Consider the following 13,853-nt stretch of genomic DNA (forward strand, 5'->3'; position numbering starts at 1 on the left):
GAGATCGACGGCGAACGCAGGGTCGTATTGCGGATGGTGAGCTTGTCCAGCTTCAGCATGTCCGCCGCTTCCACCAGCAGCACGGAACGGCCGCCCGACGCCGTCACGGTGGTGCCCGGGGCCTGGCTGCCGCCCGAGCCGGGGTTCAGCGTGTCGTAGTTGGTGTACTGGATTACCGCGCCGTCGCGGCTTTCGCCCCGGATGGTCACGTTGTCCTTGCCTCGCAGGTACAGCAGTTCCTCGTAGACGCCATTTTTCACGGTGATCGTCACCGGCGTCGCCTTGTCGAACTTCTGCATCGCGAAGTTTAGCGCGCCCTGCACGGAGCTGAAATCGCCCGAGCCGTCCGCCGCCACCGTCAGGCTGCCATCCTCCAACGGCGCCCCGCACTGGCAATTGGCGCCGCTCAGCATGGCATGGGAACACTTGAAGACGGACAAGGCGCTGTGCGAAGCCTTCGTCGACAAGAAAAAAAACGGTGACCGCGACATCGCCAAATTAGTGGAGCATATGACGAACGATCCCCTCGTGCAGTGGGCCTGGGCGCCGGGCGATCGCAAAGCGCCATCCATCAGCCAGCAGGATTTCCATTTGCTGGTCAAGCACTGGGGGAGCTCCGGCGCGGCTTGCCCGGGCAAATAAAAAGCATTCGCGCTCGGGAGAGGTCGTTTTTTGACTCTGCAGGACTTTCTTGGTTAAGGAACCGCGATGGAGATACGACTGAATGTGAACGGTGGCGTCCACCCAGTCAATGTAGATGGCGACACCCCTTTGTTGTGGGTGTTGCGCGATGTGCTGGATATGACTGGCAACAAATTTGGGTGCGGCATGGCGCTGTGCGGAGCATACACTGTCCATGTTGACGGGCAACCCGTACGTTCCTGCGTGCTTCCCAATTTGCGTCTGGAAACCAGCATCGCCAAGTTGCAGTTTTGCAGTGAAGTCAAGGCCGATGGCGCCGGTCACCGAATTCACGTGCGTAGGCCGTGGGCGTCACCCCGATATGCGAGCGGAAGCGCCGGGTGAAATAGCTTTGGTCGGCATATCCAACCAGCATCGCGACCTGGGAAAGTGGCATGCCGCCTGCCTGTATCAATGCCTTGGCGCGTTCCATGCGCACCCGTTCCAGGAAAGTCATGGCGCTGACACCGGCACTCCGGCGGAACACCCGTGCAAAGTGAAACCGGCTGACATTCGCCAGCGAGGCGAGGGTGTCGAGGGTGATATGTTGATCCAGATTTTCCTGGATATAGTCTTTCACGCGTTGTACGGCGCGTGTGTGCATGTCGACCGGCGCCGGCTGGACCGGCGAGCCTTGAGTGTTGAAGCGGCATACCATGTGGCAGGCCAGCGCGCTGGACAGCGCTTGAGTGATGTAGGTCTGCGCCGGATGGGGCGGTGCTCGCAGTTCGTCCAAAAACAAAGTAATGATGCGTTCGACGAAAACATCCTTCCGGCCAAAGCAATTCCGCAGTTCAATTGCAGCCGGGGCCGACTTGAGTGCGGACTCGGCCGCATCCACCAGCAGGGTGGGAGGAATACGTGCGATCGCGACCGCGCCTGGCTTATCCCATGACCATTTCGACTCCATCCCGCGCGGATCGAGCGTCACATTGCCAGGCATCGCTATCGAGGTGTGGGTCTTGCCATCTCGGGTCTGCATCAGACGCACTGGCCCTGATATGCGCAAGGCGACGACGTCATGATCAAGGGCAGGGGAGCTTGCGTAGCCACCGCTTTTCCAGTCGTGCCAGTCGACCACAACACCTTGCCACTCACGACCTCGGCTGGTCATATTGGTGGCAAGTGTCAGTGCCGGGGAATTTATCGGTGGCGACGGTGCGCTCGGAACGGGCATGAATCTCTCCGAAAAGGGGCCCAAAACCAGCAAGAAAATATTAGTCTGAGCAAGACTTTATCATCTTTTTTTGCTAACGGAACGACAATCGGACCGATGAAATAGCATGGGCGTCCGCCTGCTCGCCGCAGTAATTCCGAAGGTGTGCAGTTCGATATAGATGGGCAAGCTCATTCAGCGAAGTACCGCGTTCCACAGTACCGAGTGGTTTTTTTAATTCGCGTCCCGGTCGTTCAGGCATCCACAAAACGAAGCTGGGCCAGCGTGCCCTCGGCGATGGTCGAGTCGATCGTCAGCGACCAGCCGAAGCGCTCGCAGATGCGTTTGGTGAGGAACAACCCGAGGCCCTGTCCGCCGCCCAGTTTTGCCGAGTTACGCAAGGACATCGGCTTGCCGCCGTCGAAGGCCGTCAGATGTCGCAGGGGCTTCATCGGAGGCCTTCCGGAGGCGCAGGCGCTGCCGGCTCGCCATTGCGCACCTTGCCCTTGCGCCGCTGCAGGTGGCCGTCGCGGAGGAAGGCGTAGCGGTCGAGCGCCGCCGCGTCCATCAGGTCGGTCGCCTCAAGCAGGCCGGCCCGGTCATCGACCAGCCGGACCAGGGTTCCCGCCATCTTGACGCCGCCGGACGTGGAGAGGCTCCACGGGTCTGCCGCCATGTCGACGGGAAGTGCGCTGGCGTCCCGGACTGTCGAGGGGCCAAGCAGGGGCAGCATCAGGTAGGGACCGGATGGCACGCCCCAGAAACCGAGCGTCTGGCCGAAGTCCCCGTCGTGCTGCGCCAGGCCGGCCCAGGTCGCCACGTCGAGCACGCCGGCGATGCCGACAGTCGAGTTGATTAGCACGCGGCCGAAGTCGGAAAGGCCGGCTTTCGCCTTTCCCTGCAGCAGGTTATTGGTGCCGGTGCATGCGTCGGACAGGTTGGCGAAGAAGTTGGTGACGCCGGTCCGGACCGTGTCCGGCAGGATCGATTGATAGGCTGTCGCAGCAGGACGGAGCGCATTGCGGTCGACCGCATCGTTGAAAGAGAAGATTTGCCGGTTAAGCTTTCCGTAGGGATCTTTTTCGGCGAGGGAGGCGCAGCCGCTGACCAGCAGCACCATCGTGAACATGGCGCCTCTGCCCCCCATGGGCAGCGAAGAGGGCAAGCCGCAGCAGCGTATCGCCGTACTGCCGGACGATGTGCCGGTGGCGGTGAAGGAGATGGGCTGAACTCAGTGACATTGCGGCCTCGCTTGACTGGGAAAAACCGCAGTCTAGGGGGACGATGTCGTCGTTTTGTCGCGGAGGGCGGCCCGAGGACTGCGCGATTTGCCTACTTCCAGAGTGCGCAGCGCGTTTCGGCGCGGGCGGTGAACGCGTCGTCGCCGCGTATCGTTTGCAGCACCTTGTAGTAATCCCAGGGGTACATCGATTGCGACGGTGCCTTTACCTGCATCAGGTACATGTCGTGCACCATCCGGCCGTCGGGCCGGATGGTGCCGCTGGATGTGAACATATCGCTCAGTGTTGTGCGTTTCAGGTAGGCGAGTACCTTGTCCGGGTCGTCGCTACCGATCGCCTTGACCGCTTGCAGGTATTGGAGAGCGGCAGAGTAGTCGCCTGCCTGCAGCATGGTCGGCATGCGCTTCATTTTCGCGAAATAGCGCGCCGACCATGCGCGGCTGGCCGGGCTCTGGTCCCAGTACCAGCCATCGGTCACATACATCCCCTGGGTTAAATGCAATCCCAGGGTATGGATGTCGCTGATGAAGATCGCCAGGCCCGCGAGCTTCATCGAACGCCCGATGCCGAACGCATTGGCGGCCTTGATCGCATTGATGGTATCGCTGCCGGCCGTGATCAGTCCAAGGACCTGCGCCTTTGAGGCCTGCGCCTGCAACAGGTAGGATGAAAAGTCCGATACCGCGAGCGGGAACCTGACACTGCCTGCCACCGCGCCGCCGGCCGCTTCGATGACTGCGGAGGCGTCCTTTAGCATCTGCACGCCGTAGGCGTAGTCGACACTGATGAAGTACCAGGATTTTTCACCTTGCCTAGTCAGGGCTGCCGCGGTACCGCGCGCCAGTGCGAGCGTGTCGAAGGCGTAGTGGATCGTATAGCGCGAACAGTCCTCGTTGGTCAGGCGCGTCGTGCCGGCGCCGACGGCGATGAACACGCGCCGCTTTTTGGCCGCCACGTGCGCCATCGCGAGGCTTGTGCCCGAATTGGTGCCGCCTATCAGCATGTCCACGCCATGCTGGTCGAACCATTCGCGCGCCTTCCCGGCCGCAATGTCGGCCTTGTTCTGGTGGTCAGCCACCAGCAGCTCGATCCTCTTGCCGTCAATCGATCCGCCGGCTGCGGCGATTGCCATCCTGATCGCTTCGACCCCGCCCGGTCCGTCAATGTCCGAGTAGACGCCTGACAAATCCGTCAGGAAGCCGATCCGCACCACGTCGCCGGAAACCCGGGGCGCAGCGGCGGCGGGCGTGCCAAGGCCAAGGGCGATTGCGGCGGCGATAATGTGGTAGTGGCGCATTCCTTGTCGCGATTTGTGCGGGCGCGATGTCCGTGCAGGCACGCTGCTTATGCTTTCTCAGACCGGGATGCGGCGCGCGGCGCCCGACTCGCGCGCGTAGGCGGCCGGCGTCATGCCAACCCGTAGCCGGAAGCGCCGTGTGAAATAGCTTTGGTCCTCGTAGCCAACCCCGATCGCCACCAGCGACATCGACAGGCCGCCTGTCCGGATCAATTCTTGTGCGCGCGCCATGCGTGCGCGCTCGAGGTAGGCCATCGCACTGACGCCCGTGCTGTGCCGGAACATGCGCGCGAAGTGGAAGCGGCTGACATTGGCCAGCGATGCGAGCGCATCGAGGGTGATGGCTTGGTGCAGGTTCTCCTGTATGTAGTCTTTCACGCGCTGCACGGCACGGGCGTGCAGGTCAAGGGGCCCGGCTTCGGCCGGCGGCCTCGGGGCATTGAACCGGCTCGCCATGTGGCGGGCCAGCGCGACGGACAGCGCTTCGGTCGTGTATGCCTGCGCCGGGTGCGGCGGCGCGTGTAGCTCATCGAGGAAGAGCGCGATGATACGCTCGATGAAGGGATCCTTGCGGCCAAAGCAGTTTTGCAGCTCCATCGTGAGCGGCGGCGATTTCAGCGTGGACTCGGCGGCATCTGCCAGCAAGGCGGGCGGGATGCGCACGATCGCGATCGCTCCCGGCTGGTCCCACGACCAATTCGACTCCATGCCGCGCGGGTGCAGTGTCACGTTGCCCGGCAGCGCGATCGCCGTGTGGGTCTTGCCGTCGCGGACCTGCGTCAGCCGCACCATGCCGGAAGTGCGCATGGCGATGACGTCATGATCGAGGGCGGGGGAGCTGGCGCGGCCGCCGCTTTTCCAATCGTGCCAGTCGACATCGACACCTTGCCAGTAACGGCCCTGGCTCGACGCATTGGTGGCGCGCGCCAGTGCCGGTGAAATCAAGGTGGGGGCTTGGACTTTCAGCTCTGGCATGGGTTCGGCCGCTTGGTTGGGACGTTAAACCAGCAAGTAAATACTAGAACTTCGCACGATATTACCATTATTTTTTTTATGACGGAAAGATAATCAACATAGCGGAAACCACTGAAACCAGCAGGAGAACAAGAATGATCAGACAGGCGATAACAGCCCTTTTTATCACCGCCGCACTGGCTTCACATGCGTTTGCCAGCCCGGAGCTGGCCAAGCAAAAGAACTGCATGGCCTGCCATGCGGTCGCCACCAAGATGGTCGGGCCCGCATTTAACGCGATCGCGGCCAAATATGCAAGCGATGGCGGCGATGCAAAAGCAATGGCAGTCAAGATACAGAAAGGCAGCAAGGGCACCTGGGGCACGATGCCGATGCCGCCGAATCCCCAAGTCAACGATGCAGAGGCAAGTGCGCTCGCCACCTGGATCATGAACCAGAAGTGGACGCCATGACACAATTGACGCCAAGCCGAGGCCTTCGCAAGACCGAACGTACAACTTTGTTCAGCGATGGCGTGTTCGCGATCGTCATCACCATTTTGGTGCTCGAACTGCGGGTGCCACCGCATGAAGCTGGCCAGTTGTTGCAAGCCTTGCTGCATCAATGGGCAAGTTTGCTGGGCTACGTGGTCTCGTTCATTTACATCGGAATCGCCTGGTTGAACCACGAGGCGGTTTTTGCGCGCGTGCGCTATGTCGACCTCCGGCTGCAATGGATCAATCTGGGGATCCTGCTGACGACCGCCTTGCTGCCGTTTCCTACCGGCGTGCTGGCCGAGGCGCTCGGCGAGGGGAACCTGGCCGACCAGCAGGTGGCGGTCGCACTTTACGCGCTGACGGCATGCCTGATGTCGGCGGCCTGGCTGCCGATCTTTGGCTATCTGCGCGACCACCCAGAACTTGTCGACGAGGCGACGCCGCCCGCCTACTTCCACCTGCAGCGGATGCGGCCCTGGACGGGTATCGGCCTGTACCTTTTTGGTGCCGTCGTGGGCGCGTTCTATCCCGTAATCGGCCTGCTGCTGTTCATGGTGATGGTGCTGTACCACGCCTGCACCAGCGAGGGACGGCAAACAGCTTGAATGACCAACCAAGGATTTGGCAATGAAAACGACAATCAATATAAATGGCGCGGCGCATACCGTGGACGTCGATGGCGATACGCCATTGCTGTGGGTGCTGCGCGATGTTCTGGGCATGACAGGCACCAAGTTCGGATGCGGCATGGCCTTGTGCGGGGCCTGCACGGTCCATCTTGATGGCCAGCCGGTACGTTCGTGCGTGACACCGGTCGAATCGATCGGTAAGGGCGCGGTCACCACGATCGAAGCGATCGGCCAGACTGCCGTCGGGCGCCAGGTGCAGCGGGCCTGGACCTTGAAAGAGGTACCACAATGCGGCTATTGCCAGTCGGGCCAGGTCATGGCCGCCACCGCGCTGCTGCAGGCGCAGCCCAACCCGAGCGATGCCGATATCGACCAGGCGATGTCGGGCAATGTGTGCCGTTGCGGCACCTACGTCCGGATCAGGGCGGCGGTCAAGGATGCCGCCCGTGAAATCGCGGCAACAAGGAGCTGACATGGACGACCATACTGCCATTTCCCTCCCGCGCCGGCGCTTCCTGGCGTCGTCGGCAGCCAGCGCGCTGGTGATCGCCTTCCAATTGCCCGGCGCCGCAAAGGTGGCCCATGCGGCGCAAGACCAGGGGTTTTCGCCCAATGCCTACCTGCGAATCGGCGCCGATGATTCCATCACCATTATCGTCGCCCTGGTTGAAATGGGGCAGGGGACCTTTACCTCGGTGCCGATGCTCATCGCCGAGGAGCTCGAAGTCGAACTGTCGAAGGTGAAGGTCGAGCCGGCGCCGGCGGACGAGAAGACCTTCGGTCATCCGCTGTACGGCCTGCAGATTACGGGTGGCTCGGCATCGATCCAGGGGGCGTGGGCCAAGCTGCGCCAGGTGGGCGCGACCGCAAAACAGATGTTGGTGACGGCGGCGGCGCAAACCTGGGCCGTTCCCGAACAGGAATGCCGCGCGGTTGGCGGACAGATCATCCATGGTCCATCCGGACGCAAGCTCAGCTATGGCAAGCTTGCCGCTGCCGCGTCGCGCCTGCCGGTGCCGGCTGGCGCGCCCCTGAAAGACCCATCGCAGTTTCGCCTGGTCGGCACGTCGGCGCCGCGGGTGGACACGCCGTCCAAGGTAAATGGGGCGGCGCAATTCGGCATCGACGTCAAGCTGCCGGGGATGAAGGTGGCGGCGATCGCCGTGTGTCCGGTCATAGACGGTACTTTTGGCAGCGTCGACGACAGCCCGGCAATGAAGGTATCTGGCGTGCGCCAAGTGCTACGCTCGGCGAACGCGATCGCGGTGGTGGCCGATCATTATGGCGCCGCCAAGAAGGGACTCGCGGCGCTGGCGATCAAATGGAACGAAGGCAAGTCCGCCAACTTCTCGAGCAAGATTTGGCGCGCGCAGCTGGCCACTGCGCTCAAGGGCAAGGGCGTGGTGGCGCTCAACGAAGGCAGCTTTGCCAAGGCGAACGCGGCGGCGGCTCGGCGCCACCAGGCCGTGTACGAATCGCCCCCGCTTGCGCATACGACGATGGAGCCGATCAATTGCACGATCCACGTGCGCAAGGACGGCTGCGAGGTCTGGCTGGGAACGCAGGCGCCGGCACGCGCGCAGGGGCTGGTCGCCAAGGCCGTCGGCATGGCGCCGGAACGGGTCGTCGTCCATAACTTCCTCATCGGAGGGGGCTTTGGCCGCAAGCTCGATGCGGACTACGTCGAAACGGCGGCGCACCTTGCGAAACAAGTCGATTTCCCCTTGAAAGTGGTGTTCAGCAGGGAAGAGGATATCCAGCACGACGCCTACCGGCCGTATTTCCTCGATGAGATAGCGGCTGGGCTCGATAAGGATGGCGTTCCGGTCGCATTTAGCCATCGCACGGCTGGTTCGGCGGTCATCGCGCGCTATGCGCCTGCATGGCTCAATAAGGGACAGGACACCGATGCGGTGCACACTGCGGAAACGCCATATGCCGTGCCGAACAAGTTCGTCGAATTCGTGCGGCATGAACCTCCCGCCGGCCTGCTGACCGGGAACTGGCGTGGCGTCGGGCCGACCCACCATGCGTTTCCCAACGAATGCTTCATCGATGAGCTGGCCGTGCTGGCCAAGGCCGATCCAGTCAGCTACCGCGAGCGGCTGCTGGCGAAAAATCCGCGCGCGCTGGCCGTATTGAAACTGGCAGCGGACAAGTCCGGGTGGGGCGCATCATTGCCCGCAAGGCAGGGCAGGGGCATCGCCCTGGTCGATGCCTGGGACAGCTGCGCGGCCCTGGTGACCGATGTTGAGGTTGGCAAGGACGGTTCGGTCAAGGTGAACCGCATTGTGTGCGGGCTCGATTGCGGGATTGCTGTCAATCCCGCCGGGGTGGAGGCGCAAATGGAAAGCGGCATTGTCTATGGCCTGACCGCGGCGCTGTATGGCACGCTCACCTTCGAACGGGGGCGTGTCGTTCAAAGCAATTTCCACGACTATCCGCCGCTGCGATTGAACGAGATGCCGACCGTGGAGATTCACTTGCTCAAGAGCGGCGCGAAGCCGGGGGGCGTTGGCGAGATGGGAACGGCGGTGGCGATCCCGTCGCTCATGAATGCGATCTACGCGGCGACGCGGAAGCGATTGCGTACCTATCCTGTGGCCGTGGATCAGTTGAAAGCCTGAGGCGGGAGTTTAGCGGAGAGGGATACAAGCCGGCTTCGGCCGGCTTGTGTCGCCTGTGGCTAGGATGCCGGCGCAAGATTGCGCAGTTTCTTGTTCTTGCGATACTCCCACGGCGGCACTGCGGCGGCTTCGCTCCACACGCCCCGGAGCTGAGCCCTTGCCGTATTTTGGCCGCTTCGTAGCTCAGGTCCTTCGTATATTGCCGGTACATCCACGCCATGCCCGCGTACACCTGCTCGCGGTTGACGTCGGTCCGTCCGAGCCGGACTTTGCAGATCGACCGCTTGTAGCGATCGCGGGCGGTGACGTCGATCTCGACCATGCGCTTGAAGGTCAGGTCTGACGGGGCCCGCTTCGAGGCCTACCCGAAAGGCTGCGATTTTTCCGGCGCGTCGTCTCCGTGCAGACGGGGACCCAAGTTGCCGGCGGCTCGCCGAACTTGGGTTCCCGCCTTCGCGGGAACGACGTGGTGGTGGCAAATTCAGGGCTGCGGATCCCACCCCGCGCCATTGTTATACGCCGCGAACACCAGCGCCCGCGTCGCGAATCCCGCCGCCACATCCCCCGCGCTCAGCTGGAAACCGCCCACGCGCGTGGCCAGGTTCAGCGGATTCCCCGCCAGGTCCGTGGTGCCGTACTCGCGCCAGCCGCTGACGGCCGTCGGCGTCACCGGGTTCGGCGCCGGCTGGTTGTTCACCCCCAGCCCCGCCCATCCGGCCGGCGCCACGTGCGCGTCCATCCTGCAGTTCACGAAGGCGATGTTGTCCCAGGTGGCGGTGCCGCCGGGGCTGCGCGCCAGGTAGGTCGCGCCGTTCGGCACATCGCCATGCAGCGGACCCGGTCCCGGACCATGCGTCAGGCTGCTGTTGAGGAACACGAAGCCTTTGTCCGTGGCGTTGGGCACGCGCGCCTGCAGCACATAGCCGCCGCCGGTCGCGCTGGTGGTGTCGCCCACCGAGCGGATCTCGCTTTCCTCGAACAGCGCCGCGCGGCTGCCGCCCCAGATGAAGTCCACATTGCCCGCCACCAGCGTGCGGTGGAACCACGACCAGCCCTTCAGGTTCAGCGTGTCCTGCTCGCTGTGGAAGGCGGAATCGGTCACCACCAGGCGTCCAGCGTCGTTGTTGAAGTACATGGTTTCGGCCTGCGCCGAGATCGACGGCGAACGCAGGGTCGTATTGCGGATGGTGAGCTTGTCCAGCTTCAGCATGTCCGCCGCTTCCACCAGCAGCACGGAACGGCCGCCAGACGCCGTCACGGTGGTGCCCGGAGCCTGGCTGCCGCCCGAGCCGGGGTTCAGTGTGTCGTAGTTGGTGTACTGGATCACCGCGCCGTCGCGGCTTTCGCCCCGGATGGTCACGTTGTCCTTGCCTCGCAGGTACAGCAGTTCCTCGTAGACGCCGTTTTTCACGGTGATCGTCACCGGCGTCGCCTTGTCGAACTTCTGCATGGCGAAGTTCAGCGCGCCCTGCACGGAGCTGAAATCGCCCGAGCCGTCCGCCGCCACCGTCAGGCTGCCGTCTTCCAATGGCGCCGCGTCGCGCGTGGCGAAGCTCCAGCCACCCAGCTTGCCGATGCCGACGAATGGCACACCGCCCAGCGTGGCGCCCGTGATCACGCCGTTCGACATCGCAACGTAATACTCCGTGCCATACGCCAGCTTGTTGCTGTGCGGGCGCACGGTCAGCGTCTTGCCGCTGATGGAGATCGGCGTCGTGTTCACCTTGCGCACCAAGGTCTGGCCGGCGTAGCCCAGTTCATCGCTCTCGCCGGACAGCTTCAGCACGTCCACCAGCGCGTCGTCCACCTTGCGGAAGATGCGTATCGTGCCGCCGGTGCCCAGCGTGGGGGCGTTGTCGAAGGTCAGCTTCAGCGCCGGGTCGATGCCGACGCCGGTCTGGTTCGCCGCCGGGCTGACGGCGCCGCCCAGCGTGTAGGCTTGGGTGGGCTGCACGAATTGCGGGTTGATGTTGGCCGCGATGACGCGCTTGAGCGTGGGATCGGAATCGCTGGCCACGACGATGTTCGCGGTGCCGGCGCCCACCGGCGTCAGGGTCAGCGTGCCGCCGTTGACGCCCACCGCCACCACCGCCGGATTGCTGGAGCTGGCCAGGTAGGTGTCCGCCGTGCCGTTCGGCTTCACCGCGTTGACCGCGACGTTCAGCGGCGTGTCGCCCGCCTCGGCGGCGTAGGTGCCGGTGGCCGGGTTGAGCGTCAGTTGCGAGGGCTTCAGGCTCGGATCGCCGATGCGCACGTCGTCGATCTGGAACGACTTGTTGGCCGTGTACAGGCCCACCAGGCCGCGCGCGGCGAAGCCCGTGTCGGTGACCGATCCCAGCGACTCGCCGTCGAGGTAGACCGTCAGCGTGCTTCCTATCATCTCGAAGCGCACGGTGTAGAACTGCGCGTCCATGTTGATCGGCTTCTTCACCTGCTTGGGGCGGCTCAGCGTACCGTTCAGCATCTTGGCGATTTCGACCTGGGTGCTGGCGGTGGTGCTTTGCACATTCAGGCCGCCGCCGTACCAGTTGGTCGAATTAACGTAACGCGTCACGAGATATAGCTGCTTGTTGCCCGTGGTGCTGTTGGTGAGCGGCTTGATGCGCGCCTCGACGTAGTAGTCGGCGCCCGGGATCGCGGCCAGCGCGCTGGATTTCAGCAGCGCGAGCACGCCGCCGGTGGTGGCGGCCGTGTATTGCAGCACCTTGTTGCTGGCGCCGACATTCTCCGCCTTGACTCCGAAGCTGCCGTTCGGACCGGCCACGGGCAGCAAGTCCCAGTTGGCCGTGCCGCCGCCCTGGAAGTCGTCGCAGAAGTACAGGCCGGTGGCGGGGCAGGTGAGGGTCAGGCCGGGATTGGAGGTGACGTCGCCGGTGCCGGTGATGGCCGTGGTCAGCTTGCCGCCGCCGGCTTGCGCCAGCGCGTTGGCCTTCACCAGCGCCGCGGGACGCGGCGTGAACGCGTATGGCGGCGTCCAGTTCACGGTGTTCGGCAGTGTGCAGCCGGCCAGCGCGGAACCGTTCAGCAGAGAGCCGCTGTCCTTGAACACGCCCGTCGGCGTGCCGCCCGGGTTGACCACCACGTCCGCGCAGTTGCTGGCGCCGGCGATCTCGAACACATTGCCGTTCGAGAGCACCTTGGCGTTGTAGCCGGCGCCGATGCTGTAGTCATGCTTGTATATCGGGGAGGTGGTGCTGCCCACGAAGTAGTTGTTCAGCATGTGCACCTGGCCGTAGCGCACGCGCGGCGCGCGGTTGGTCACGTCGCGGAACACGTTGTTGCTGAAGGTGACGCGCAGCTTGCCCTCGTCGGCGGTCGCGCCGTCGCCCGAACCTATCAGGTTGTTCTTGTGGTGCTGGCCGAAGACGTTGTACGAAATCGTCACGTAGTCGGACGCGTTGGTGACGTCCAGCGCGCCGTCGTGGCACTGCTTGATCTTCCCGTTCTCGATCGGCAGCAGGTTGTCCGTCATGGCGCCGTCGGTGAAAGTGTTGTGGTCGATCCAGACGTGGTCCGAACCGGACACGCCGATCGCGTCGTAGGCCGAGTTCCAGTTGCCGGTGGCGCCGTCGGTCGGGTCCCATATCGGGCCCACGTCGCACGGCGCCACGATCTTCAGGTTGCGGATGATGACCTGCGAGACGTTGCTGACCAGGATGTGGCCATTGACGATGCCGGCGCTGGCGCCGTCGCCGATCAGCGTGGTGTTGCTCTTCATGCGGATGGCGCCGCGCGCGGCCTGGTCGCCGGTGTTCGCGTAGGGCACGCCCTCCGTCATGTCGATGGTGCCGACCAGTTTGATGATCTTGGCGTTGTTGCCGCCGTTGCTCAGCGCCGTGAGCAGCTGCGCGCGGTTGGCGACGGTGTAGATGTTGTTGGCGGTGGCGGCCGAGCCGCCGGCGGTGCCGCCGGCCTGGCTCGCCCAGCCGTCGGCGGGCGCGGTCTGGCGCGCGCTGTCCGTGGCGGCGGTGGCGCTGGCGCTGGCGATGCATAGCGTCGCCAGGCAAAGCGCGGCCCTGAAACCGAGATGTTTCATAATTTGCTCCTGTGGCAGGAAATCGATAAGGCGCCCGAAGGGCGGTGCGTAGGTCGCGAATCGCGGGCGCGGCCGGTCAGGCGCGCATCGCGTGGCTCGCGGCCTCTCCGGCCCCACTGCCGCCCGCGCGTCCCCGCCGGCGAACCAGCGCCATCGCGACCAGGCCGGCCAGCAGCACGGACGCCGTGCCAGGCTCCGGCACTTCGGCCGCGCCGATGCGGGCGCTGATGGTCTGGAAGTCATCGCCCCAGTCCACCGCGCTCAGGTCCAGGCCCAGCGCGAGGCCGCCGTCCAGTATCGAGAATTCCGGCAGGCCCGCCGCCACGCTGCTGTTGAGCAGCGCGAAGCTGGTGATGGGCAAGGCCAGGGTGCCGCCGAAATCGAAGCGGAAGCTGTAGCTGCCCGCCGCGACGGGCGCGTTGTTGTAGATGGTGAGGGTGCCGTCCTCGGCGAAGTCGAAGCCGAAAAGGGCGTCGGCGGTGAAGAACTCCACGCCGCTATTGGTCGGATCGAGCGCCGTGGTGTTGGAGCCCGCTTCGGCCGCGAAGCCGTGGTCCAGGCCCAACACCGCGCCGGCCGAGCCGTTGTAGGTGGCCGTGATGACGGCGTCCCGCAGCGGCACGACCGATGCTTGCGCCGTGCCGGCGCAAGCGGTGATGGCGGTGATCGCGACGGCACGCGCCATTGTCTCCCATATCTTTTTTCTCATTTTTTGCTCCACGTAGGAATAGGACT

Annotated in this window: 14 protein-coding genes and 1 pseudogene; 6 read left to right on the forward strand and 9 right to left on the reverse strand. The window is 64.0% G+C overall.

The genetic code is table 11. From position 1 onward, the window contains the following. Positions 1-440 (reverse strand): pectinesterase family protein (locus tag BM436_RS13550; protein ID WP_229490247.1); only part of this gene is annotated, 440 nt, incomplete at its 3' end. On the opposite strand from BM436_RS13550, the gene BM436_RS37540 reads away from it, so the two are divergent. Both BM436_RS37540 and BM436_RS37850 read left to right on the forward strand, forming a co-directional pair. Beyond that, positions 427-642 (forward strand): hypothetical protein, encoded by a 216-nt coding sequence (locus tag BM436_RS37540; RefSeq protein WP_218164852.1) that lies wholly within the window; start codon positions 427-429, stop codon positions 640-642. The two genes, BM436_RS13550 and BM436_RS37540, sit on opposite strands and share 14 nt — an antisense overlap. A 66-nt stretch (positions 643-708) precedes the next feature. Further along, a pseudogene (locus tag BM436_RS37850) lies at positions 709-894 on the forward strand ((2Fe-2S)-binding protein); the annotation flags it as partial. A 49-nt stretch (positions 895-943) separates the two neighbouring features. Here BM436_RS37850 and BM436_RS13560 read toward each other — a convergent pair. The 5 genes from BM436_RS13560 to BM436_RS13580 all read right to left on the reverse strand — a co-directional run bounded on the left by BM436_RS13560 (position 944) and on the right by BM436_RS13580 (position 5,350). After that, positions 944-1,858 (reverse strand): helix-turn-helix domain-containing protein, encoded by a 915-nt coding sequence (locus BM436_RS13560; RefSeq protein ID WP_093556064.1) that lies wholly within the window; start codon positions 1,856-1,858, stop codon positions 944-946. Positions 1,859-2,091: 233 nt separating this feature from the next. Beyond that, on the reverse strand, positions 2,092-2,289 hold the full coding sequence (locus BM436_RS13565) for a hypothetical protein (RefSeq protein WP_093556065.1): 198 nt from the start codon (positions 2,287-2,289) through the stop codon (positions 2,092-2,094). Next, positions 2,286-2,966 carry an MlaA family lipoprotein gene (locus BM436_RS13570; RefSeq protein WP_229490249.1) on the reverse strand — a complete coding sequence of 227 codons (681 nt, stop codon included), beginning with the start codon at positions 2,964-2,966 and terminating at the stop codon, positions 2,286-2,288. Before BM436_RS13570 ends, BM436_RS13565 begins: the two co-directional genes overlap by 4 nt. 203 nt (positions 2,967-3,169) lie before the next feature. Next, positions 3,170-4,375 carry an ABC transporter substrate-binding protein gene (locus tag BM436_RS13575; protein ID WP_093556067.1) on the reverse strand — a complete coding sequence of 402 codons (1,206 nt, stop codon included), beginning with the start codon at positions 4,373-4,375 and terminating at the stop codon, positions 3,170-3,172. Positions 4,376-4,432: 57 nt separating this feature from the next. Further along, the gene (locus BM436_RS13580; protein ID WP_093556068.1) at positions 4,433-5,350 is read right to left on the reverse strand and encodes a helix-turn-helix domain-containing protein; all 918 of its coding nucleotides are present in this window, start codon (positions 5,348-5,350) and stop codon (positions 4,433-4,435) included. Positions 5,351-5,484: 134 nt separating this feature from the next. On the opposite strand from BM436_RS13580, the gene BM436_RS13585 reads away from it, so the two are divergent. Genes BM436_RS13585 through BM436_RS13600 form a run of 4 tightly spaced genes read left to right on the forward strand, consistent with a single transcriptional unit; the run spans position 5,485 to position 9,082 of the window. Further along, a complete protein-coding gene (locus BM436_RS13585) occupies positions 5,485-5,802 on the forward strand; it encodes a c-type cytochrome (RefSeq protein WP_093556069.1) in 318 nt (105 codons plus the stop codon). After that, on the forward strand, positions 5,799-6,431 hold the full coding sequence (locus tag BM436_RS13590) for a TMEM175 family protein (RefSeq protein WP_143133112.1): 633 nt from the start codon (positions 5,799-5,801) through the stop codon (positions 6,429-6,431). The genes BM436_RS13585 and BM436_RS13590 overlap by 4 nt, the downstream gene beginning before the upstream one ends. 22 nt (positions 6,432-6,453) lie before the next feature. Continuing rightward, positions 6,454-6,927 carry a (2Fe-2S)-binding protein gene (locus BM436_RS13595; RefSeq protein ID WP_093556071.1) on the forward strand — a complete coding sequence of 158 codons (474 nt, stop codon included), beginning with the start codon at positions 6,454-6,456 and terminating at the stop codon, positions 6,925-6,927. A gap of 1 nt (position 6,928) precedes the next feature. Beyond that, on the forward strand, positions 6,929-9,082 hold the full coding sequence (locus tag BM436_RS13600; RefSeq protein WP_093556072.1) for a xanthine dehydrogenase family protein molybdopterin-binding subunit: 2,154 nt from the start codon (positions 6,929-6,931) through the stop codon (positions 9,080-9,082). Here BM436_RS13600 and BM436_RS38685 read toward each other — a convergent pair. From BM436_RS38685 to BM436_RS13615, 3 genes are all read right to left on the reverse strand, one after another. Then, positions 9,006-9,419: a thermonuclease family protein gene (locus BM436_RS38685; protein ID WP_371859640.1), complete on the reverse strand. Its 414-nt coding sequence runs from the start codon at positions 9,417-9,419 to the stop codon at positions 9,006-9,008. The two genes, BM436_RS13600 and BM436_RS38685, sit on opposite strands and share 77 nt — an antisense overlap. A gap of 144 nt (positions 9,420-9,563) precedes the next feature. After that, entirely contained in the window at positions 9,564-13,118 is a 3,555-nt protein-coding gene (locus BM436_RS13610) for a pectinesterase family protein (RefSeq protein ID WP_093556074.1), read from the reverse strand. Positions 13,119-13,194: 76 nt separating this feature from the next. Next, on the reverse strand, positions 13,195-13,803 hold the full coding sequence (locus BM436_RS13615; protein WP_177307180.1) for a PEP-CTERM sorting domain-containing protein: 609 nt from the start codon (positions 13,801-13,803) through the stop codon (positions 13,195-13,197). Positions 13,804-13,853 lie beyond the last annotated feature (50 nt).

The sequence above is a fragment of the Pseudoduganella namucuonensis genome, assembly GCF_900116645.1.
Taxonomy (GTDB): domain Bacteria; phylum Pseudomonadota; class Gammaproteobacteria; order Burkholderiales; family Burkholderiaceae_D; genus Rugamonas; species Rugamonas namucuonensis.

Excerpts from the sequence above, each read along its gene's own strand:
- BM436_RS13595 (WP_093556071.1), top strand. The coding sequence starts at position 6,454 with ATGAAAACGACAATCAATATAAATGGCGCGGCGCATACCGTGGACGTC.
- BM436_RS13560 (WP_093556064.1), bottom strand. The coding sequence starts at position 1,858 with ATGCCCGTTCCGAGCGCACCGTCGCCACCGATAAATTCCCCGGCACTG.
- BM436_RS13565 (WP_093556065.1), bottom strand. The coding sequence starts at position 2,289 with ATGAAGCCCCTGCGACATCTGACGGCCTTCGACGGCGGCAAGCCGATG.
- BM436_RS13590 (WP_143133112.1), top strand. The coding sequence starts at position 5,799 with ATGACACAATTGACGCCAAGCCGAGGCCTTCGCAAGACCGAACGTACA.
- BM436_RS13585 (WP_093556069.1), top strand. The coding sequence starts at position 5,485 with ATGATCAGACAGGCGATAACAGCCCTTTTTATCACCGCCGCACTGGCT.
- BM436_RS13570 (WP_229490249.1), bottom strand. The coding sequence starts at position 2,966 with ATGTTCACGATGGTGCTGCTGGTCAGCGGCTGCGCCTCCCTCGCCGAA.
- BM436_RS13610 (WP_093556074.1), bottom strand. The coding sequence starts at position 13,118 with ATGAAACATCTCGGTTTCAGGGCCGCGCTTTGCCTGGCGACGCTATGC.
- BM436_RS13600 (WP_093556072.1), top strand. The coding sequence starts at position 6,929 with ATGGACGACCATACTGCCATTTCCCTCCCGCGCCGGCGCTTCCTGGCG.
- BM436_RS13615 (WP_177307180.1), bottom strand. The coding sequence starts at position 13,803 with ATGGCGCGTGCCGTCGCGATCACCGCCATCACCGCTTGCGCCGGCACG.
- BM436_RS13575 (WP_093556067.1), bottom strand. The coding sequence starts at position 4,375 with ATGCGCCACTACCACATTATCGCCGCCGCAATCGCCCTTGGCCTTGGC.
- BM436_RS13580 (WP_093556068.1), bottom strand. The coding sequence starts at position 5,350 with ATGCCAGAGCTGAAAGTCCAAGCCCCCACCTTGATTTCACCGGCACTG.